The sequence below is a fragment of the Pedobacter zeae genome, from assembly GCF_014196715.1.
Lineage (GTDB): Bacteria > Bacteroidota > Bacteroidia > Sphingobacteriales > Sphingobacteriaceae > Pedobacter > Pedobacter zeae.
Map to the genome: position 1 here is coordinate 643,376 of NZ_JACIEF010000004.1, position 21,668 is coordinate 665,043.

The window sequence follows — 21,668 nt, forward strand, 5'->3', positions numbered from 1 at the left end:
AATTATCAGGAAAGATTCAGGCTTATTATTCTGAATCTTTTCTTTTTAATCATCAATACACAAATAAAACAAATGATCAAGAAATTTTTAATCTTCGCATTGGTATCCTGCTCGGTATTTTCTGCTGCTGCACAAAATAGGGAAAGAGGGTATAAGCTAACCATTAATGATCCAGATAGTGCTGCAAATGCCATTATGGATGCCAAATTGAATGCTGCTTTTTTAAACGTTTATCCAGGTTTTGCACAGGCAGATGGTTACCGTACGAAAAGAAATGTGGTACTTGATTTTGTAACTAACGAAACATCAACCATTAAGGCTAAAGCCGGAGAAATCAAAGTAAACAGCGAATGGGTAAAAAATAAATCGCAAAAGAAAATAGAAAAAGAATTGTTTTCCGCACTTGCTCAAAACTGGGTTTCTTACAGCAAAGAAAAACACAAGGGCTACACCTTAACTTTCATCAGCAAAGACCCTAATTTAGATCCTGTGGTTAGAAAAAACCTGATTAAAACCTATTTCGAAATTTATCCTACTTTGGTTAAAACCTTTAACACCAAATCTACTCATGATGTACTTTTTGTAGTCGACACGGCATACAAGGCGGTTGCAGAAGCCAGTGGAAACAGGATTCTTTTCAGCGCAGGGTATATGAAAGCACATCCTACGGATATTGATGTAGTAACGCACGAAACCATGCACATTGTACAAGGTTACGGCTACAGTGCCGGTCCGGTTTGGTTAACTGAAGGCATCGCCGATTATGTGCGCTACAAATACGGTGTAGATAACGTAGGTTCTAAATGGAGCCTGCCTGCTTATCAGGAGAAACAAAGTTATAAGAACAGTTACCGCATTACTGCACGTTTTTTCGCCTGGTTAGAGCAAAATGTAAAGCCAGGATTAATTGCTGCATTAGATCAGCAGTTAAGGGCGCATCAATATAACGAGCAATCGTGGTCGGCTTTAACCGGTAAAACGATCGATCAGCTTTGGGAAGATTATGGTAAAGCCGCAGACAAAGTAACACTTACTTATAGCAGTAAATAAAATTTAATAACAGGTAGAAGAAGAGGAATTTGTAAAAAATATAATCACATAAGTAAAATTTTTGATCGTTTAGTAAAACGTTTTACATATTATATCTATTTTGCAGAACCAAACGTGCTAACCAAAGCGATAAATCTCAGATAAATGAAAAAAATATTTAACATTTCAATTTGTGCAATGCTGATTTCGGCTTTTTCTGCACAGCTAAAGGCACAGGAAATTATCAAAAAAGGCGGCTATACTTTATCTTTTGAAAGCAATTTTGCCGAACTGGATCCACAACTGAAAAAGCGTTTAGTTAAAACATTTTTCGAAGTTTATCCCAAACTGGCGAAAGAGTACAATCCGGCTACCATAAAAGAAGTGAAATTTTTTGTTGATACGGCTTACAAAGGTGTTGCAGCAACAGCTAACGGTAAAGTGACGTTTAGCTCGCTTTGGATGGTAAAACACCCGGAAGATATCGATGTGGTCACCCACGAGGTAATGCACATCGTACAGGATTATGGCCGTAGCGTCGGGCCGGGTTGGTTAACCGAAGGGATAGCCGATTATGCCCGCTATAAATTTGGTGTTGATAATGCCGGTGCAAAATGGTCGCTGCCTGCATTAAAACCTGAGCATAGCTATAAGAACAGCTACCGCATTACGGCCGCATTTTTTGCCTGGATAGAGAAAAGCGTAAAGCCAGGCACCATTAAAGCTGTTGACGCTTCTTTAAGAGACCATACCTATACCAAAGAAATCTGGACTAAGCTAACCGGTAAAGATTTAGATGCACTTTGGGCAGATTATGTTAAAAATTCGCAAGTTTAGCTAATAATTACACACGCATATAAAAAACACAGACAAAACAGATGAAACGACTATTTATCGCCTTATTGGGGTTTGCAGCAACAACCAGCTTCGCTCAAACCATTGGTAAGGTTACCGATCCGGTTGATTGGATAAATCCGCTGATGGGAACTGCATCCAAACCGGCATTATCAAACGGAAATACCTATCCAGCCATTGGTTTGCCCTGGGGAATGAACATGTGGACGCCACAAACCGGTAAAAACGGCGACGGATGGGCATATACTTACGATGCCGATAAAATCAGGGGGTTTAAACAAACGCACCAGCCGTCGCCATGGATGAACGATTATGGCGCTTTTTCTTTAATGCCTGTTACCGGTAAATTAAAATTTACTGACGATGACCGCGCAAGCTGGTTCAGCCATAAAGCAGAGGTTGCTAAACCTTATTATTATAGCGTTTATTTGGCAGATGCAGATGTGACCACCGAAATTACGCCAACAGAAAGAGCTGCCCAGTTCAGGTTCACCTTCCCAAAAACCGATAGTTCGTATGTGGTAATTGATGCACAGAACCGTGGTTCTTACATTAAAATTATTCCGGCCGAAAGAAAAATTATTGGTTATACTTCCAAGTATGCTCGTGGCCCCTTGCCTAAAAATTTCAAAAACTATTTTGTAATCTATTTTAACAAAGATTTCAAATTGGCAAAAACCTGGGATGATAAGAAACTAAACGATAAAGATTTAGAGCTTACCGTTGATCATGCGGGTGCTGTTATCGGTTTTGCCACTCAAAAAGGCGAGCAGGTAATTGCAAAAGTAGCTTCTTCATTTATCAGTTTCGAGCAAGCCGATTTAAACTTAAAAAGAGAGCTGGCCAATGATGCTTTCGAGGCTACAAAAGCAAAAGGTCGTGCTATCTGGAACAAAACCTTAAGCAAAATTGCAGTTGAAGGCGGTACCATCGATCAAACGCGTACTTTTTACTCGGCCATGTACCGCACCTTGTTCTTCCCGAACAAATTGTACGAAATTGATGCACAGAACCAGATTGTACACTGGAGCCCGTATAATGGACAAGTATTGCCTGGGTATATGTTTGCCGGAACAGGTTTCTGGGATACTTTCAGGGCATTGTATCCTTTCTTAAACCTGGTTTATCCTTCAATCAATAAAGAAATGCAGCAAGGCTTAATTAACGACTATAAGGAAGGAGGCTGGTTGCCTGAGTGGAGCAGTCCGGGTTATGCCAATATCATGGTAGGTAACAACTCTGCTTCGGTAGTTTCTGATGCTTATATTAAAGGTATGCGCGGTTATGATATCGAAACCTTGTGGCAGGCAGTAAAACATGGTGCCAACAACGAAGGCCCTATGGAAGCCGTTGGCCGCGATGGCGTTAAATACTACAACGAATTGGGTTATGTACCTTTTGATGTTAAGAAGAACGAAAATGCAGCTAAAACCTTGGAGTATGCTTATGATGATTTCACCATTTACCAGTTGGGAAGAGCATTGGGTAAACCTGCATCTGAAATTGATATTTACAAGAAAAGGGCAATGAACTATAAAAACCTTTTCGATCCGGCTTCGGGCTTAATGCGTGGTAAAAACCAGGATGGAACTTTCCAAAGCCCGTTCAGTCCGTTTAAGTGGGGTGGTGCATTTACCGAAGGTAACAGCTGGCACTATACCTGGTCGGTTTTCCAGGATATTGATGGTTTAGCTAAACTAATGGGCGGTCACCAAAAATTTGTAACCAAACTGGATTCGGTTTTCTCTATGCCTCCGGTATTTGATGAAAGTGCTTATGGAGGTGTGATCCACGAAATCCGAGAAATGCAAATTGCCAACATGGGCCAATATGCACACGGAAACCAGCCGATCCAGCACATGATTTACCTGTACAACTATGGTGGCGCACCTTACAAAACCCAGTATTGGGTTCGCGAAACCCTGAACAGGATGTACAAAGCAACGCCTGACGGTTATTGCGGTGATGAAGATAACGGCCAAACTTCTGCCTGGTATGTGTTTTCGGCAATGGGCTTTTATCCGGTGACCCCTGCTACAGATCAATATGTGTTGGGTGCACCTTTGTTTAAAAAAGTAACCGTTACTTTAGAAAATGGCAAGCAGCTAGTGATCAATGCACCTGCAAACAGCGATAACAACCGTTACGTACAGTCGTTGCAGATTAATGGTAAGCCATATTCTAAAAACTGGATCAGCCATAGTGGTATGCAAAAAGGTGCCGTGTTAAACTTTAATATGTCGGCAACGCCAAATAAAACAAGGGGTTCAAATCCAGCCGATTTTCCATATTCATTATCAACAGAAAAGTAATTAATTTTATCTTTCCACTGAGTAGTAAAAACCTGCTCAATGGAAATTTTAAAACACAGCTTGCCCACAAGGGCGGGCACAACATGAAACCAAATATGATAAGAAACGTCTCAAAGACGGGTTTTACAGCCATGCTCTGGCTTTGTGGAACCATGCTGGCCTACAGTCAGCGCATTGAATTAAAAGACCTGTCTGCTTTCCGGAACCCCGGAAATTCGTGGTCGCTGGCCGGAAATGTCGTAGCCGATTTAAACGGTGAAAATGTTTTAAAAGCAACGAAAGGCGAAGGGATCCTGGTTAACCAGTCTTCGGCTAAAAAAGCCGGATCTGATTTGTTTACCGTAAACGAATATGGTAACGTAGCAGTAGAACTTGATTATTTAACTTCTAAAGGTGCAAACTCTGGTATTTACCTGCAAGGTAATTACGAAATCCAGATTGATGATGCCTGGGGATTAAGAAATGCAACCTCCTCTAATAACGGTGGCATTTACCAACGCTGGGATGATACCAAACCCGAAGCCGAAAAAGGTTTTGGCGGTGTAGCACCACGACAGAACGCAAGTAAAGCACCTGGTTTATGGCAGCACATTAAAATTGTTTTCCAGGCACCTAAGTTTGATGCTTTGGGCAAGAAAACACAAAACGCTAAAGTAATCAGTGTGGTGCTTAACGGCGTAACCATCCATGAGAACGTAGAATTGTTTGGTGCAACCCGTGGCGCTGCAGGTGCCGAAAAAGCTACCGGACCATTGCGTTTACAAGGCGACCATGGTAGCGTTGCTTTTAGAAACATCGTAGTTACCGCACTATCCGATATTCCCAAGTCAGACCAAAGAGGAGGAGCAGATCCGATTTATATCGAAGCAGCCAGCAACAACATGATCAGAAGTTTTGTTGATGTATTGCCGGGAGTACGTTCGGTACATGCCATTTCAGTAGGTGGACCAGAAAAAACAGCCTATAGCTATGATTTGGATAACGGAACCTTATTGCAAGGCTGGCATGGTGATTTCATTGATGCAACACCCATGTGGGATGGCCGCGGTAACGGTACCTCGCGCGCATTGGGTAGTGTAACCCGTTTTACCAAAAAGCCGGTTTTAGCCATTTCGAAACTGGCAAATGCACAGGATAAATGGGTAACTGATACGGCAGGTACAGGTTTCCGCACAAAAGGATATGTACTCGATAAACAGGAAAGACCAACATTTAAATACAATATTTATGGCACTACCGTAACCGATGCCGTAAAAGTGATGGAAAACGGGGAAGGTTTAACCAGAGAAATTACTGTCGGCAATGCTTCAAAAGAGCTGTATTTCCTTTTAGCTACTGCTTCAGATATCGAAGAAGTATCGAAAGGTTTATACCTGGTTGATGATAAATCTTATTATATCCAGCTGGCTGATGGCACGGCCAAACCGGTAATCAGGGATGTGGATGGCAAGAAGGAAATGGTGGTGGCCATTGGAAGTAAGTTAAATTATACCATTTTGTTTTAATTGTGATAGTAATGAGAAATACATGTAAGAAATTAGCAATACTGGCATTAAGTTTTAGCTTTACCACAGTTTTTGCACAGGAAACACCTAAAGAAGAAGATTTTTTCAAAATAAATAAAGTACGCGTACCCGAAGGGCCTATTTTAGAGGTTGGCGGGTTAATAACCTTACCTAATAGCGATTTGGCCCTTTCTACCCGTAGGGGAGAAGTATTTATCGTAGAAAACCCAACCACAACCAAACCTTACTGGCGCAGATTTGCTTATGGCTTACACGAAATTTTGGGTATTGCCTATAAAAATGGTGCTATTTATGTAGCACAGCGTGGCGAGTTAACCAAACTGGTTGATAAAGACCAGGATGGTAAGGCCGATGTGTACGAAACCGTATATGCATGGCCTTTAAGTGGTCACTACCACGAATATAGCTTCGGACCTAAATTAATGCCTGATGGTACTTTTATGGTTACTGCAAACGTGGCCTTCGGCGATGAGGAATGGTGGCGTGCAGAAAGCCGGGTGCCGATGCGGGGTTGGGCCATGAACATTACCGAAGATGGTAAAATGAGCCCTTATGCTGCGGGCTTCCGTTCGCCTGCCGGTATTGGCGAAATCGACGGTAAGTTTTATTATACCGAAAACCAGGGCGACTGGGTAGGATCGGGTGGTTTATGGAAAGTAAACAAAGGCGATTTTATGGGACATCCTGCAAGTTTAAGGTGGACCAATCTGCCAAACTCTCCGGTTAAATTACAGTCTGATTTCTTTTATTCGCAAATAGACGAACGCAGAACCAAAAACGAGCAGGGAAGATACATTAAGCCTGAAAACAGGGTTAATGAAACCTTTAAAACCTTGTTCGATATGAAAAAGGTATTCCCTGAATTACGTTTGCCATCGGTTTGGTTACCTTACGGTATCTTAGGTATTTCTTCTGCTGAGCCGGTTAAAATTCCTGAGAATACATTCGGGCCATTTGCCGGCCAGATTTTAGTTGGCGACCAGGGTATGAGTATCATTTCGAGAATTTTTATGGAAACCGTGAAAGGTGAAGAGCAAGGTGCTGCCTTCTTGTTTCGTAAAGGTTTCCGTTCAGGTGTGTTAAGATTAGAGTGGGGTACCGATGGTTCTTTATTTGTTGGAGAAACCAACCGTGGCTGGGGATCAGCAGGTGATGCCAATGAAGGCTTAGAAAGATTGGTTTACAACAATAAAACCCCTTTTGAGATGAAAGCGGTCAGGGCAATGCCTGATGGTTTCGAAGTGGAATTTACCATGCCGGTAGATCGTAAATCTGCAGAAGATTTAGCTTCTTATAATGCGGAAAGTTTTATTTATAAATACCACCCGGTTTATGGTTCGCCACCGGTAAATACCGAGAAATTAAAAATTTCAGGCGTTAAAGTTTCGGCTGATGGATTGAAAGCAAGAATTATCGTTCAAAACCTGCGTCAATATTACATCCATACTTTAACGTTAGATGGTATCCGTTCGCAGGATGGTTTCTATTCGTTGATTCATCCGGTAGCTTATTATACCTTAAATCAGATTCCTGATGGAACCAAGCTTAGCATGAGCGAAGTGAGTACTAAAAACTCAGAAGCCAGCCAGGCTGCACCTGCACCAGCTAAAAAAACTACAGCGACTAAAACTGCTGCTCCAAAAACAGCAGCAACCAAAGCGCCTGCGGCTGTTACGGCTCCTGCAAAAGCGCCAACATTTAAAGAAGTTGAAGGTTTATTAACTAAAAATACTTGCCTGGCTTGCCACAATCAGACCAAAAGACAAATTGGTCCTCCATTTGCGGAAATTGCAAAGCGTAAATATTCACCTGAGAAAATATTTCAGTTGATCCACAACCCCCAGCCGCAAAACTGGCCAGGTTACTCAACAGAGATGCCTCCAATGCCTCAGGTAACCAAAGCTGAAGCATATAAAATTGCCAGCTGGATTAATTCATTGAAATAAATAACTTAATAAAAGGAACGGTTGATGGAAACATCAGCCGTTTTTTTATGGATTTGTACGCCATCCTGAATTTATTTCAGAATCTGCTACATAAAAAGGAGGTTATTTATTTAGATAAGTATGATAATACAATCCCTTTTAAAAAGAAATGAGGATTCCACAATAGCAGAATCCCCATCATCTAAATTAACGCTCTCACATACATTAACGCTGTAAAAACGATTTATTGCGTCAGCTTTAAATTTTTTTTCATTTTTCGCATTGGTATGTATCCAACCGAAACAAAATAAATGTTTTCATCATGTGTAACATTTAACTCCTATTTTTACTTTATGGAAAATACCAATCAAAACCAGCAGGATGCCGAAAAACAGGCTGCGGCACTGGCGGCTGTAAAATACGTTAAAGAGGGTGATGTAGTGGGCTTAGGTACAGGATCTACTACCACTTTTGCCATTAGAGCGTTGGGGAAGCGGGTGCAGGAAGGTTTAAATATTACTGCTGCTGCCAGTTCTGTTGCTACTGAAAAACTGGCTAAATCATTAGGCATCGAAATCCTCGATTTGGGCACTTTAAGCAAAATCGATATCAGTATAGACGGCGCCGACGAATTTACCGAATCGCTCGACTTGATTAAAGGTGGGGGTGGTGCACTTTTCAGGGAGAAAATTATTGCTTCTCTAAGTAAAAACGCCATCGTAATTGCTGATGCCTCGAAAAAGGTAAAAAAGCTGGGCGCCTTTACTGTACCTGTTGAAGTAATTCCATTGGCCTACCAATATGTTTTCGATCAGATCGCCTTATTAGGTGGGCAAGGCAAACTCAGGATAAAAGAAAATAAAACCTTTATTACCGATAATGGAAATGTGATTATCGATGCTGATTTTGGCCTGATTGATAACCCAGCGAAACTGTCTTCCGATCTCAACCAGATTAATGGTATACTGGCGCATGGTTTGTTTATAAACCTCACCTCAAAAGTAGTGATGAGCGAGGGGATGGAAATCATTGTATTTGAATAGTTGGCAATGGTTCAATAATTCGTTGGTTTATAAGCAAATCCGTCATTGTGAACTGAAGGGCAGGGAGGGGGTAGGCGTGAAGCAATCTTATCCCATGTTCATTGTTATTAATCTAATAAAAATTGATTATCGCTAATTTTGAGCCGCTTCCACTCCATTCACCGATAAAATCATCTCTTCTTAAATTTTCCGAAAATTTTTACCGGTGGTTTTATTTCACTCACCGATAAAATATCATAACTGGAGGAAAAAGCATTCCCCTGCCTGTATTTCTGTGCTACATTTGAATCATAAAAACAAACAGTCATGGAAACTTTCATCAAAAAAAATCACGCTGATAAGCAATTAGGTTTAGGCATTTTAATCCTGGTAATCGGTTCGGTATACTTACTTAGAAACACTGGGGTTGACGTTCCTCACTGGATATTAAGATGGCATACCATTATGTTGGGTGCAGGTTTGTGGATGGGTTACCGCAAAAATTTCCAGGGAAATGGCTGGCTGGCATTAACCGTTATAGGTGGTTTGTTCACCTTTAGATCAATCAGCATTTTTGATTTCAATCTATCGGGAATCAGTATTCCTTTAGTGTTAATCGGTTTAGGTTTGTATATGGTCATGAAACCTAAAAAGGTTCAAAACTTTGATCAATATTTTGAAAAGAAACCTGTTGACTTTAGCAACAAAGCAGAATAAAAAATTATAACTCTATCATATATTTTGGAAAGGGACATTTTTTTAACAGGTGTCCCTTTTTTATGCTTAGCAGCAGGGCGTAGAGATTTGATCGCCATAGGCGCTGCTCCAAGCACCTTGCCCTCTGCTAAAAAAGAAACGGGGATTCCACCCTTAGGCAGTATCCCCGTCATCTAAATTAACGCTCTCATATACATAAACGCTGTAATTGAAATATATTGTGTTGAGTTAATCATTTCTACTGAAGTGAAGCCCGAGGGAGAAATCTGTTGAAGAAATCCTTCGATTGCGCCCAGGTTGACAAACACAAAAAAGAAACGGGGATTCCACCCTTAGGCAGTATCCCCGTCATCTAAATTAACGCTCTCACATACATAAACGCTGTAATTGGAATATATTGTGTTGCGTTTAAATTTTTTTATTTTTTTTTGCTAAACCTGTAAAACGGGGGCCGCTTTATGGTATTTATTGCGGTATTCGATTGGCGTTAAACCGGTAATTTTTTTGAAAACATCCCTGAATGATTTGGTATCGGTATAGCCTACATCGAACATCACTTCGGTAATGTTTTTTCTGCTCGATTCGAAACTCCGTTTTGCCGCTTCAATTTTAACCCTTTGTATGTACTCAATTACCGTATTTTTGGTTGCACTTTTAAACCTGCGTTCAAAACTCCTCCGGCCCAGGGCGAGCATATCTGCCAGCTGATCTACCGTAATCCGTTCCTGGTAATTTCCATCAATAAATTCCTGAGCCTTTTTAATTTTTGCATCCTCATGGCCTTTCTGGCCCTGAAACATCATGAAAGCCAGCTGACTTTCGCGATCAATATCAATAGCGAAATATTTTGCTGCTAAAATTGCGGTATCGCGATCCGTATATTTTTCAACCAGGTACAAAAGCAGGTTCCAATATGAATTTGCACCACCGCTCGAATATAATCCCTGTGCATCGGTAATAATGCTGCCATCAACCAGTTCTACATCAGGAAACATTTCCCTGAACTGATTGGCAAACAACCAGTGTGTAGAACATTTACGGCCATTTAATAAACCTGTTGAGGCCAATAAAAATGCACCTAAACAAAGTGAGGCTACTTCGGCACCTTTTGCATGCTGTTTTACCATCCACGGGATCAGCTCCTGATTTGCCTCCATCGCGTAGTTTACATTACCACTTATTGCCGGAACAAAAATGAGATCGGTATGTTCAATTTCATGCAATAATTTATCGGCATGTACCGAGAAAAGATTATTGTTCAGCTTTACCTCTCTAGTCATGGCTACAAGCTCTACTTTAAAAAGCGGCAATTTGCCCGATGCCTGTAAAAATTCATTAACAGCGGTAAATAAATAACGTGGATCTGCAATGGCCTCGATCACGGCAGTCTCTGGGATTAAGATAGATACATGTTTCATATCTCAAATATAGCAAGGCTCTTTGTCGTAAACAACCCCCGCAATTGTCGTTTCTGCGTGTTCCACTTACTGTAATCTCCCTGTATGTTTGTAGTGTTAAGGGCTTGATGCCAAAATATATAATGAAGGAACCGATTGCTGTATGGCATCAAAAAATAGCGACAAATGGCTAGCATAAATTCATACCTCACTTTTAATGGGAATTGCAGGGAAGCAATGACCTTTTACCGGGATTGCCTCGGTGGAGAACTGACACTGGAAACCATAGGGGAGTCAGCCCACGCTGAAAAAATGCCAAATATTATACGAAGGAGCATTATGCACGCCGTTTTAGCGAAGGACGAAATGGTTATCATGGGGACTGACATGGTTGAAGAAAGAGGGCTTGTAAAAGGAAACTCCGTTTCGATGATGCTTAACTGTAGTTCTGAAGAAGAGGCAAAAGCTTTTTACCATAAACTTTCTGAGGGCGGCAGGGCCTCGCATCCTTTGCAGGAAAATTTTGGCGGGGTATTTTTTGGCGATTTAACCGATCGTTTCGGGAATAACTGGTTAATTAATTATGATAAAAACAGATAATATGAAGAAGTTAACAACCTGGTACTGGATTACGACCATTATTTTCGCCTTGATGATGGTTATGGATGGCTTTGGAGGAATAACACAACAGGAAGCCGGTAAAGAAGTGTTTAAACACCTCGGTTATCCTATGTATTTGCTCATTATTGTAGGCAGTGCAAAATTGCTTGGGGCAGTATCCATTTTACAGAATAAGTATACGGTCATTAAAGAGTGGGCTTACGCAGGTTTTGCCATCAATTTTATTGGTGCCTTTGTTTCAAGGGCATTTGTAGGAGATGGGGTTTCGCTCCTGATTCCACCACTTGTGGCCTTGGTTATTATGTTTATTCCCTATGTGTTATGGAAAAAACTGCAGGAAAATGTTAAAAAGAGTTAAAACTAAATAATTAGTTTTGTTATAGGCTTTTGAGAAGCAAATATTGTTAACTTTGGGTATTGTAAAACAACCAGACAAATTACCTAAAACGATTATGGTTCAGGTTGATCAGGAATCATAACCGTTTAATCACCCCTAAAAACAATGTTACACGAATGAAAAAGAGCCTTTTATTCATAATTGCTTTATTATTTACAACTTCAGCATTTTCTCAAAACGTTATCCAGCTGTTTAATGGTGCAAATGATTTTTTTAAGCTATTACAGGAAGAGAAATTTACCGATGCACATGCTTTTTTTGACGATACTTTAAAAACCAAATTAACAGAAGAAAATTTAAAAAAACTTTGGACCGATATAGGGGCAAAATATGGTAAGGCCGAATCTTTTGATGCCATTCAGAGTAAGGCCCAGGGCGAATTTTTTGCCGTAACCGTTGAAGGTAAATTTGCCAACGGTAATCAGAATTTTATCCTCGGCTTTAATAAAATGCAAAAGATTGTAGGGATTTTCCTTGCACCTTCCAAAAAAGTAACCACCTATTTAAAACCGCCGTATGTTGATACGGCATTGTATGTAGAAAAATCGGTATATATAGGTCCGGCAGGTAAACAGGTGGCAGCCGTTATTACCACGCCAAAAAATATTAAAAATTTTCCGATGGTTGTTCTGGTACACGGTTCTGGTCCGGCAGATATGGATGAAACGGTAGGGGCCAATAAACCGTTTAAAGATTTAGCCGGCGGACTGGCTTCTAAAGGGATTGGATCTGTTCGGTACGTTAAAAGAACGCTCATTTATCCGAATGAATTTGCGGGGCCCTTTACGGTAAAGGAAGAGGTTTTGGACGATGCCAGTGCTGCTATTGCTGTTGCCAGAACGGCCGCAGGTGCCGACCCTAAAAATATTTTCGTATTTGGGCATAGCCTGGGTGGGATGTTAGCGCCTAAAATGGCAACACTTTCGCCTGATCTGGCCGGAATTATTTTAGCAGCTGCACCCGCCAGAAAATTAACCGATGTAATTGTTGATCAGAATCAATACATGTTCGATCAGGCCAACGATACGACTGCTGCCTTTAAAAAACAATTGGCCGACGCTATGATAGAAATTGATAAAAGCAGGATTTCCCAATTGGGAACTACGGTAAAACCCGATTCTATTATTTTAGGACTGCCGGCAAAATACTGGGCAGATTTAAACAGCTATAACCAGGTGGCAACCGCAAAAGGCCTGTCGAAACCGCGTATATATGTTTTACAGGGTGGAAATGATTTTCAGGTAAGCAAAACGGATTTCGATTTATGGAATGAGGCTTTGGGGAAGAAGAAAAATGTAACCCTTAAATTTTACCCGGATTTAAATCACTTGTTAAGTCCGCAAAGCGGAAAAGGAACCATGGCCCAATACCAGGCGGCAGCAAGCGTATCTGATGTTCTGATAAACGATCTTGTACTTTGGATTAAAGCAAAATAGCCGCATTACCGGTACAATCTGACTATTAAAAGCTCCGAAATACCGGGGCTTTTTTTATGGCTTTGCAGGTGAATAAAAACTATTCAAAAAAATCAGGGTTTAAATTAGAGAATCTCATCTTAACTGTTTATTATGGCAAAGAATAAAATTACTTTAAAAGGAATCTGGACTATTTTAAAAGCTTCGTTTGCAGGGTTTACCGATCATAAGGTAACCAAGTTAAGTGGCTCATTAGCTTACTATACCGTTTTTTCTATGGCTCCTTTATTGGTCGTAATTATTTCTTTATGCGGTATATTTTTAGGCCGCGAAATTGCTGAAGGCCAGGTTTATGCACAGCTGGAGAGCTTTTTAGGAAAAGAATCGGCAACTTCTCTGCAACAGCTGATTAAAAATGCTTATTTGGATGGAAAAAGCACTATCGCTTTAATTATCGGTATTTTTACCCTGCTGCTTGGGGCTACTACTGTTTTTGGAGATATTCAGGATTCTATCAATATGATCTGGGGTTTAAAACCAAAACCCAAAAGGGGCTGGGTAAAAATGCTGCAGAACAGGTTTCTGTCTTTCTCTGTGATCATCAGTTTAGGCTTTGTATTGTTGGTTTCACTTGCCATAACTTCGGTACTGGATGCTTTTAGCAACCGTTTGCAGGTCAGGTTTGCCGAGGTGTCGGTAATTGTATTTTACATCATGAATCAGGTGGTTACCCTTGCTGTTATCTCTTTAATATTTGGGGTAATATTTAAGGTATTGCCCGATGCAATTATAAAGTGGCGCGATGTTATTGCCGGAGCAATTGTAACGGCATTGCTCTTTATGATCGGTAAATTTGCCATTTCGGTTTATATCGGCCAAAGCAATGTTGGCGGTACTTACGGTGCCGCCGGATCACTCGTGGTGGTGCTCCTTTGGACCTATTATTCTTCAATCATTTTATATTTTGGGGCCGAATTTACCAAGGCTTATGCAGTTGCTTTTGGCTCAGAGATTTACCCTTCACATTATGCGGTTACCACGAAAGAGATTGAAGTGGAAACAGAAGGTAAATCTATCCAGGATAATCACCCTGAAATTAAAGAAGAGGCAAAAAAGGCATAAATTATTCGCCCCAGGCGGTAATGATCAATCTTCTTTGTCCGCCACGGTTGCGGTGTTCACAAAGATAAATTCCTTGCCAGGTACCAAGAGCCAATCGGCCATTCCTGATTGGAATAGTAACTGAACTCCCTAAAATTGCTGATTTTAAATGTGCGGGCATATCGTCTGATCCTTCATAATCGTGTTCGTAATCCGGATCATTTTCTTTAACGGTTTTATTAAAGAACATTTCAAAGTCCATTCTAACGGTAGGATCAGCATTTTCGTTAATGGTTAGCGAGGCAGAAGTGTGTTGGATAAAAACCTGGCAGATACCGGTGTTAATCTCATCAAGCTGCGGTAAGGCCTCTTCAATCTCACCGGTAATGATATGGAAACCCCTTCTTCTTTCTCTAAGGGTTAATGCTTGCTGGTATATTTTCATAGATTTTAACTCGTTTAAATTTCCGAAACACTGTATCGGAATATGCTTTCAGATTCATGAAATAAGGTTAAATTTTTTAAAAACAAGATCTTATCCTGAACTGAATTAATTGTCATCCCGAGAGATAATTATTGTATAAAAATCAATATGGGCGACAGCCCTCTCCAGGATCTGTCAATTGTAGCCGATCGAAAGACCTGTCTGTCATACGTATTATTCAAATCAACCTTAATGTTTATTTCAAAAACTCTACATTCCATATCTTTTCTGCCTTTCTTCCAATAAGCCAAAAAGAAGCGGCCAGCACAGAAAAAAACAGGGCTTTGTGCCAGCTATCCCAAAAGTACTCAAAGTAGCGGGTATAGAGGTTGATAAACAAAAAGGTGATACCAAATTCGCGGGCAATATCATCGCGGTATTTTAAACCGAACAGCGTACTGGCTACACAAATGGCTGCGGAAATTAAAGCCCAGTAAAATAAGCTCAATTGCCTCACTTTATACCATTCATCGAGACTGGCAAAGTTTCCAAATACCGACAGGGCCCATAACGATACAAACAGATACACCATCCCGGCGATGTAGGTTACCTGGAAAAAATGTTGTGTTTTTGGAATGGCTTTCATCAGGAAAGATAAGGCAGTTAAAACAGCCCCAAAAATCACAAAGCGAAGGGGGTAATTCATCCCGAGAAAGTAATAATTCCAGCGACTAAGGTAGCCGGTTTCGGTTCCAAACCAGGCCCCCAGTGAGATTAAGGCAAAAATCCAGATCAGCCTGGAGTTGAACAGGTATCCCAGGCTGCCATAAATAAAAACAGAAATCAGGATGAGGATGGAAAAATTGCCCGATCCGTTATCCAGTACCTTACCAAAATAGGCAATGGCATTTGCAGTAAGCAAAATGGCCGAGAAAACAATGGCTTCGTTGCTGAATTTGAGATGCGGCAGTTTCTTTTTACGTCTGAAGCCGAGAATATAAAGCCATGCAGCCAAACCACCCGAAACAATAGCGATTACGATATTTGGCGTATTATAAACCCTTTTAAGGTAATTTAATATCGAATTATCGATCAATAAAGAGCCGAGTGCAATAAAACCACAGGCTAAGGCTACCCAAAAAGCATACTGAGCCAGGCGTAACCAGTCGAAATTTTTGGCCTCATAACTTTTACGGAGCTTATCGCCGGTTTCTTCGGTAATTAAGCCATCGCTTTGCCATTGCTCAATCATATCATCCAGAAACTCACTCTTTTCTCTATCGACTTTCATAGCTTGGGTTCTACACGAAGATATAAAAATTGATCGTCATTGCGAGGTAGGAAGCAATCTTAGAGGGTAAACGCCAACAGCTATTGCTTTAAGATTGCTTCGCCGGCAGGAAAAGCCTTCTCGCAATGACAATTATAGCTAAATAACCTCCTTAACCTTCTTATTGTTTCCAACAATCCAAATTACATCACCTGTATCGAAAACAAAATCGGATGAAGGATTCAGGATACGATCGGTACCGCGTTCAATACCCACAATCAATGCCTGGGCCTTTTCGCGGATTCCTGCATTTCTAATACTCAGCCCATAAACCGGAGATTCGGCATGAACAACCACTTTCTGTAAGGTCATTTCCTTGTTTGGAAAATTGCTCTCTTCGGCTGTCTCCGGAGTATCCACTTCTAAAAGGGCTTTAACGGCTGCCAGTTGATCATCGGCACCAATTAATAACAATTTATCGTTAGGATACAGCCGCTCATCTCTTCCTGGTGTTGGAATGTTATTTCTTCCCCGCTCAATCAGTGCAATGTTTACCCCATATTTTTCCCTGATCATTAACTCGCTGAGTGTTTTTCCAACCACTTCCGATTCCGGGGAGACGGTAAGTTCGGTTAAGTGGGTATCCCAGGGTAAAATATCGGGTTTTTGGTTCTCCCGTGCATTTAAGTTCAACATGAAGCGCCTTTCGAGTTTATCGTAAAACGATTGGAGTTTTCTCGAAAAGATGATCATTCCCAGGATAATCAATACAAGGGCAATTACGGCTGCCACCCAGGTATCGAAAAATTCGTACATCAAAAAACCTACGAAAAAAATTCCCAGGGCAATCCTGAAAACTTCGATAGCAATCAGCGGACCACGTGTATACTTTTTATTCAGCCAAAGGTGCGAATACGCAGTGCGCTGAATTCTCCGGATAGATAATGCCCATAAAAATGGCGACATTAATATAAAAGATACCACCACACTGATGATAATGGAAGTTAAACTATTGGCAATATTGCTCACGATAAACGGTTGAATGTACCGATAAGCCAAAAAGATAATGGCAATGATGATTACCGAATGGATAATGGTATTAAAAATGTATGAACGCAATAAAATTCTCCAATCGCTTAAAGTTGTAATCCCTTCGGTGCTCGAACTATACCGCTCGATTCCATCCAGCCACTTTTTGGGTAAAACACGTTTTAAAAACTCGTAAAATGGTTCAGAAAGTTTAATGAGATAAGGTGTGGTAAAAGTTGTTATGGCTGCGGCAGCTACAGCAATGGGATATAGAAAATCGCTGGTCACTTTTAACGTTAAACCCAATGAAGCAATGATGAACGAAAACTCACCAATCTGGGCCAAACTCATACCCGATTGCACCGAAGTTTTTAAAGGCTGACCGGACAATAATGCACCTAAAATGGTAAAGATGATTTTTCCGAAGATAATAACCACGGTAGCTACTAAAATGGGAACAGCATATTTAACCAGCATAGAAGGATCAATCAGCATCCCTACAGAAACAAAAAATACAGCAGCGAATAAATCCTTTACCGATTTGGTTAAGTGTTCTATTCTTTCTGCCTGTGTAGTTTCGGCTAAAATTGAACCCATTATAAACGCACCCAGCGCAGGGGAGAAACCAACCTTATCCGCCAGTAATACCATCACCAAACATAATGCTAAAGATACCACTAACATGGTTTCGTCGTTCATTAGCTTTTTGGTTGCTTTAAGAAATGAAGGCACCAGGAATATTCCGCCTAAAAACCAAAGTACCAGGAAGAAGGCCAGTTTTAATATAGAATACAGCATTTCTGTCCCTGCCGATTGCTGGCTTACCGCCAGGGTAGAGAATAATACCAATAACAAGATGGCAACCAGGTCTTCTACAATTAAGACACCGAAAACCAGCCCGGCAAACTTTTTATGTTTTAATCCTAGTTCTTCAAAGGCTTTAATGGTAATCATAGTCGAAGAAATAGACAGTATTCCGCCTAAAAACAGGCTGTCCATATCCTTCCAGCCCATGCCTTTACCAACAAGGTAACCCGCCAAAATGATAAATAAAACTTTTACAATCGCGGTGATAGAAGCTGAGCCCCCCACTTTAACCAGTTTTTTGAAGCTAAATTCTAAACCCAGGCTGAATAAAAGGAAAATTACGCCAATTTCGCCCCAAATGTTTATACTCTTGGTATCGGTAACAGACGGAAAAAAATCTAAATGTGAGCCAACCAGCAGGCCAGCCAATATGTAGCCCAAAACCAAAGGCTGTTTAATTTTCTTAAATATGAGTGTGGTTATTCCTGCAGCTGCAAGAATTAATCCTAAATCGGCTATTAAATCAGGTAAATGCATTTATATAAGGGTAATGATTTTTAAATAATTTATGTCCTGGTATAATTTAATACCTGGTATTTTATTTTTATTAAAAAACCCACATTCGAAGTGGTGAAACAGAAAGTATTTACCAAAAAAAATGTTTTGGATACAGCATCTTAAACGAACACCAATAATTATGTTTTAACCTTTTGATTACAACTTTATCGATGGTTTTGTTCTTGAAAAAAAGAAACAGCAAAAAAGTGATGAGTACAAAAGAGCTGGAAGATATTTTTACACCAGGACTATTAATAAAATCTTTTTGAAGGCTTTCCTTATCCTGGTTGAAACCGGAATTCTGCCTGATGCTTTTTTTACCCGTAAGGAAACTTATTTGAGTGTTTTTAGATTGTACATCATTTCTTTTTCCCTGCGATGCGGTACCCGCAAAATTTATAGTGATGGATAGGAAGAAGATGATGTAAAAAAGCCTCATTGCCGCTAATATAACGAAAATAAGGCTTTTTTGAAAGGTAAATATGGATTAAAATGAAGCTGAATCCTTTCTTAACTTAGCATTCGTAAAAAAGTCGCCAAGGATACATTCAAATAATTTTACCCATTAAAAAAAGCTAAAGTAGCTTCCTTATCTTTTTGTAATTGAACCGTTAATGCCTCTAACCCGGTAAATTTTACATCATGTCGCAAGAATTTTAAGAAATTCATTTTAATATCCTGGCCATAGATTTCCTGGTTAAAATCGAAAATATTAACCTCAATATTTCTCGTCATTCCGTTAATGGTTGGTCGTTGTCCGATATAGGCCATACCTTTGTAAGGCTGGAGGTTTAAGGTTGAGGGTTTAGGGTTTAGGACTTCGGACTCCGGACTTCGGACTTCGGACTCCATTTCTACGGTAACTGCATAAATACCATCGCCGGGGATGAGTTTATAGGTTTCTTCTACAAAGATATTGGCTGTAGGGAAACCGATGGTACGGCCAATTTTGTCGCCTTTAATTACCCTGCCGAAAATAGAAAAAGGATAGCCCAGGTAATCGTTGGCCAAGCTTACATCGCCCACCAAAAGTGCCTGGCGGATCTTGGTGGAGCTTACTGCCACATCGTGGATATCCTGTTCCATAATTTCTTCTACAGTAAAGCCGAAATGTTCGCCAGCAGCTTTTAAAATAGCTAAATTGCCAGAACGGTCTTTACCAAAACGGTGATCATATCCAATGATAATGTGTTTGGTGCCAATATTGTCGACCAGGGTATTTTTGATATAATCTTCCGGTAACTGGTTAGAGAAATCGCGGGTAAAAGGAGTGATAATCAAGTGATCCACACCCAAGCTTTTTAAAATCTCTGCTTTTTCATTAATGGTGTTGATCATTTTTAAATCCTGGTTTTCAGGATCAATAATCATCCTGGGGTGCGGGAAAAAGGTTAAGATTACACTTTCACCATTATCGGCTTTTGCCTTTTCTACCAGTTGTTTAATGATTTTTTGATGTCCGAAATGCACACCATCAAAAGTGCCAATCGTAACAATGGCATTAGCTAATTTTTTAAATTCGGAAAGGTTATGGTATATCTTCAATGGGATAATAAATTAGTGTAACGCGTGGCGTTTTACAACTCCACCTTTTAAATCGGCAATTTGTTGTTGTATTACAAATGCATCCGCATCAATCTGGCGGATGGCGGTTTGTAATTTACTCATTTCCAGTTTGGTCACAACGGTGAAAATAATATCGATATCTTTTTTTTCCCCGTAACCACCCTCACCTTTATAAAGGGTAACACCACGTTTCATCTCGTTGATAATAAAGTTTTTGATCTCTTCCTGATGTTCGGAGATGATGGTAACGCCGGTATATTGTTCAATACCGTTTACAATGAAATCAATGGTACTTGATGCTGACAGGTAGGTTAAGATGGCATAAAGCGCTGTTTCGATATTCAGGAAATAAGCTGCAAATGCAAAAATAATGATATTTAAGATCAGGATAATGTTCCCAACGGTTAATATGCTGTTTTTGCTGATGTAAAGGGCTAAAACTTCTGTTCCATCAATTACACATCCACCCCGCATGGCCAATCCAATTCCTCCGCCTAAAAACAAACCGCCAAAAAAAGCAATAAGCAATTTATCGTGTGTAATGGGTTGAAAAGGCAGAATAATTAAAGCCAATGAGAGCGCAGCAATGGCAATAGCCGTTTTAAGGGCAAAGCCTTTGCCAATCTGCCTATAACCTAAAATAACGAAAGGAATGTTGATGATGGCAATCAGGTACGATAAATTCCAGCCGGTTAGGGTGCTTACCAAAAGAGAAATACCGGTAACCCCGCCGTCTATAAAATGACTTGGCATTAAAAAGCTTTTTAGGCCGAAACAGGCTGAAGTTACCCCTGCAATAATCAGGAAAATTTCTTTTGCAAACCTGGTGCCTTTGTTTTTAATGTGGTTCATACTTCTGCCTGAGTTTTAGCTTCTTCTTTCTTATTACGAATATAACTAACAAGTTCTAGTACCTCAAACGCATCTTTTAGCAAAAAGTTTCCGCTCCGGGTACGGGTAAGTTTAGAAAGATAAGCACCATTGTTAAGCTGTTTACCAAAATCGGATATTAAAGAACGGATATAGGTGCCTTTACTGCATACCACCCTAAAATCAACTTCGGGTAGTGCGATACGGGTGATTTCAAATTCAGGAACGCTTACAAAACGCTTGCGTAACTCAACCTCTTCCCCTAATCTTGCTTTTACGTATAAACGTTCGCCATTTATTTTTACTGCCGAGTGTGCCGGTGGATATTGTTCAATATCGCCAATAAAGGGTTTACAGGCGGCATAAATTTCTTCTTCGGTAATGTTGCTGATATCAAATGTTTCATCAACCTCTGTTTCCATATCGAATGATGGGGTAGTAGCCCCTAAAATCATGGTGCCGGTATATTCTTTCTCTTCGGCCTGAAAAGTGTCGATCTGTTTGGTTAGTTTGCCGGTACAGATAATTAGCAGGCCTGTGGCAAGGGGGTCTAAAGTGCCGGCATGGCCAACCTTTAATTTTAGTGGTTTTAAAGAATTACGGATTTTGCCCACCACATCAAATGAAGTCCATTTGTAGGGTTTGTTAATTAAAAGCAATTCGCCTTCAGCAAAATTGAAATCTTTGAATTTTGAATTTTCGGTACTCACAAATCTTTTTTGCGCAAAGATACGGATTCCATGTTGTTTGCCTAAGTTTTTTTAACCACAGATGTGCATCCCGCCTGAACGGCTGGACAGGCTTTTTAGCTGTGGTTAAAATATTTA

At 40.3% G+C, this 21,668-nt stretch carries 18 protein-coding genes; 11 read left to right on the forward strand and 7 right to left on the reverse strand.

Features of this window, described 5'->3' with window-relative positions; genetic code table 11:
• The first annotated feature begins 72 nt into the window (after nt 1-72).
• From GGQ60_RS21350 to GGQ60_RS21380, 7 genes are all read left to right on the forward strand, one after another.
• On the forward strand, nt 73-1,050 hold the full coding sequence (locus GGQ60_RS21350) for a basic secretory protein-like protein (RefSeq protein WP_183768167.1): 978 nt from the start codon (nt 73-75) through the stop codon (nt 1,048-1,050).
• Nucleotides 1,051-1,194: 144 nt separating this feature from the next.
• Nucleotides 1,195-1,866 carry a basic secretory protein-like protein gene (locus GGQ60_RS21355; RefSeq protein ID WP_183768169.1) on the forward strand — a complete coding sequence of 224 codons (672 nt, stop codon included), beginning with the start codon at nt 1,195-1,197 and terminating at the stop codon, nt 1,864-1,866.
• A 41-nt stretch (nt 1,867-1,907) separates the two neighbouring features.
• The gene (locus GGQ60_RS21360; RefSeq protein WP_183768170.1) at nt 1,908-4,196 is read left to right on the forward strand and encodes a GH92 family glycosyl hydrolase; all 2,289 of its coding nucleotides are present in this window, start codon (nt 1,908-1,910) and stop codon (nt 4,194-4,196) included.
• A gap of 95 nt (nt 4,197-4,291) precedes the next feature.
• A complete protein-coding gene (locus GGQ60_RS21365; protein ID WP_183768172.1) occupies nt 4,292-5,701 on the forward strand; it encodes a 3-keto-disaccharide hydrolase in 1,410 nt (469 codons plus the stop codon).
• An 11-nt stretch (nt 5,702-5,712) separates the two neighbouring features.
• The gene (locus tag GGQ60_RS21370; RefSeq protein WP_183768174.1) at nt 5,713-7,668 is read left to right on the forward strand and encodes a c-type cytochrome; all 1,956 of its coding nucleotides are present in this window, start codon (nt 5,713-5,715) and stop codon (nt 7,666-7,668) included.
• Between the two features lie 332 nt (nt 7,669-8,000).
• Nucleotides 8,001-8,690, forward strand: coding sequence for a ribose-5-phosphate isomerase RpiA (rpiA, locus tag GGQ60_RS21375; RefSeq protein WP_183768176.1), 690 nt, complete (start codon nt 8,001-8,003; stop codon nt 8,688-8,690).
• 306 nt (nt 8,691-8,996) lie between these two features.
• On the forward strand, nt 8,997-9,386 hold the full coding sequence (locus GGQ60_RS21380; protein WP_183768178.1) for a LiaF transmembrane domain-containing protein: 390 nt from the start codon (nt 8,997-8,999) through the stop codon (nt 9,384-9,386).
• A gap of 431 nt (nt 9,387-9,817) precedes the next feature.
• On the opposite strand, the gene GGQ60_RS21385 is transcribed toward GGQ60_RS21380, so the two are convergent.
• Nucleotides 9,818-10,804 carry a GlxA family transcriptional regulator gene (locus GGQ60_RS21385; protein WP_183768180.1) on the reverse strand — a complete coding sequence of 329 codons (987 nt, stop codon included), beginning with the start codon at nt 10,802-10,804 and terminating at the stop codon, nt 9,818-9,820.
• Between the two features lie 165 nt (nt 10,805-10,969).
• Here GGQ60_RS21385 and GGQ60_RS21390 point away from each other — a divergent pair, with 165 nt between their 5' ends.
• From GGQ60_RS21390 to GGQ60_RS21405, 4 genes are all read left to right on the forward strand, one after another.
• On the forward strand, nt 10,970-11,383 hold the full coding sequence (locus tag GGQ60_RS21390) for a VOC family protein (RefSeq protein ID WP_183768182.1): 414 nt from the start codon (nt 10,970-10,972) through the stop codon (nt 11,381-11,383).
• Between the two features lies 1 nt (nt 11,384).
• Complete coding sequence (locus tag GGQ60_RS21395; RefSeq protein ID WP_183768184.1) at nt 11,385-11,762, forward strand: DoxX family protein; 378 nt, start codon at nt 11,385-11,387, stop codon at nt 11,760-11,762.
• Between the two features lie 155 nt (nt 11,763-11,917).
• Nucleotides 11,918-13,237 (forward strand): alpha/beta hydrolase, encoded by a 1,320-nt coding sequence (locus GGQ60_RS21400; RefSeq protein WP_183768186.1) that lies wholly within the window; start codon nt 11,918-11,920, stop codon nt 13,235-13,237.
• A 132-nt stretch (nt 13,238-13,369) separates the two neighbouring features.
• Complete coding sequence (locus GGQ60_RS21405) at nt 13,370-14,338, forward strand: YihY/virulence factor BrkB family protein (RefSeq protein ID WP_183768188.1); 969 nt, start codon at nt 13,370-13,372, stop codon at nt 14,336-14,338.
• 1 nt (nt 14,339) lies between these two features.
• Here the strand turns inward: GGQ60_RS21405 and GGQ60_RS21410 are convergent, their stop codons facing one another.
• The 6 genes from GGQ60_RS21410 to truB all read right to left on the reverse strand — a co-directional run bounded on the left by GGQ60_RS21410 (nt 14,340) and on the right by truB (nt 21,551).
• Entirely contained in the window at nt 14,340-14,762 is a 423-nt protein-coding gene (locus GGQ60_RS21410; protein ID WP_183768190.1) for a secondary thiamine-phosphate synthase enzyme YjbQ, read from the reverse strand.
• Between the two features lie 235 nt (nt 14,763-14,997).
• On the reverse strand, nt 14,998-16,032 hold the full coding sequence (locus tag GGQ60_RS21415) for a DUF2157 domain-containing protein (RefSeq protein WP_183768192.1): 1,035 nt from the start codon (nt 16,030-16,032) through the stop codon (nt 14,998-15,000).
• Between the two features lie 138 nt (nt 16,033-16,170).
• Nucleotides 16,171-18,384, reverse strand: coding sequence for a cation:proton antiporter domain-containing protein (locus GGQ60_RS21420; RefSeq protein ID WP_183768194.1), 2,214 nt, complete (start codon nt 18,382-18,384; stop codon nt 16,171-16,173).
• Between the two features lie 579 nt (nt 18,385-18,963).
• On the reverse strand, nt 18,964-19,950 hold the full coding sequence (locus tag GGQ60_RS21425; RefSeq protein WP_183768196.1) for a bifunctional riboflavin kinase/FAD synthetase: 987 nt from the start codon (nt 19,948-19,950) through the stop codon (nt 18,964-18,966).
• A gap of 12 nt (nt 19,951-19,962) precedes the next feature.
• Nucleotides 19,963-20,823 (reverse strand): YitT family protein, encoded by an 861-nt coding sequence (locus GGQ60_RS21430; RefSeq protein WP_183768198.1) that lies wholly within the window; start codon nt 20,821-20,823, stop codon nt 19,963-19,965.
• Entirely contained in the window at nt 20,820-21,551 is a 732-nt protein-coding gene (gene truB / locus GGQ60_RS21435; protein ID WP_183768200.1) for a tRNA pseudouridine(55) synthase TruB, read from the reverse strand. Before truB ends, GGQ60_RS21430 begins: the two co-directional genes overlap by 4 nt.
• Between the last annotated feature and the right edge of the window lie 117 nt (nt 21,552-21,668).

Excerpts from the sequence above, each read along its gene's own strand:
- GGQ60_RS21370 (WP_183768174.1), top strand. The coding sequence starts at position 5,713 with ATGAGAAATACATGTAAGAAATTAGCAATACTGGCATTAAGTTTTAGC.
- GGQ60_RS21390 (WP_183768182.1), top strand. The coding sequence starts at position 10,970 with ATGGCTAGCATAAATTCATACCTCACTTTTAATGGGAATTGCAGGGAA.
- rpiA (WP_183768176.1), top strand. The coding sequence starts at position 8,001 with ATGGAAAATACCAATCAAAACCAGCAGGATGCCGAAAAACAGGCTGCG.
- GGQ60_RS21395 (WP_183768184.1), top strand. The coding sequence starts at position 11,385 with ATGAAGAAGTTAACAACCTGGTACTGGATTACGACCATTATTTTCGCC.
- GGQ60_RS21420 (WP_183768194.1), bottom strand. The coding sequence starts at position 18,384 with ATGCATTTACCTGATTTAATAGCCGATTTAGGATTAATTCTTGCAGCT.
- GGQ60_RS21350 (WP_183768167.1), top strand. The coding sequence starts at position 73 with ATGATCAAGAAATTTTTAATCTTCGCATTGGTATCCTGCTCGGTATTT.
- GGQ60_RS21405 (WP_183768188.1), top strand. The coding sequence starts at position 13,370 with ATGGCAAAGAATAAAATTACTTTAAAAGGAATCTGGACTATTTTAAAA.
- GGQ60_RS21410 (WP_183768190.1), bottom strand. The coding sequence starts at position 14,762 with ATGAAAATATACCAGCAAGCATTAACCCTTAGAGAAAGAAGAAGGGGT.
- GGQ60_RS21380 (WP_183768178.1), top strand. The coding sequence starts at position 8,997 with ATGGAAACTTTCATCAAAAAAAATCACGCTGATAAGCAATTAGGTTTA.
- GGQ60_RS21360 (WP_183768170.1), top strand. The coding sequence starts at position 1,908 with ATGAAACGACTATTTATCGCCTTATTGGGGTTTGCAGCAACAACCAGC.
- GGQ60_RS21400 (WP_183768186.1), top strand. The coding sequence starts at position 11,918 with ATGAAAAAGAGCCTTTTATTCATAATTGCTTTATTATTTACAACTTCA.
- GGQ60_RS21365 (WP_183768172.1), top strand. The coding sequence starts at position 4,292 with ATGATAAGAAACGTCTCAAAGACGGGTTTTACAGCCATGCTCTGGCTT.
- GGQ60_RS21355 (WP_183768169.1), top strand. The coding sequence starts at position 1,195 with ATGAAAAAAATATTTAACATTTCAATTTGTGCAATGCTGATTTCGGCT.
- GGQ60_RS21415 (WP_183768192.1), bottom strand. The coding sequence starts at position 16,032 with ATGAAAGTCGATAGAGAAAAGAGTGAGTTTCTGGATGATATGATTGAG.
- GGQ60_RS21385 (WP_183768180.1), bottom strand. The coding sequence starts at position 10,804 with ATGAAACATGTATCTATCTTAATCCCAGAGACTGCCGTGATCGAGGCC.
- GGQ60_RS21430 (WP_183768198.1), bottom strand. The coding sequence starts at position 20,823 with ATGAACCACATTAAAAACAAAGGCACCAGGTTTGCAAAAGAAATTTTC.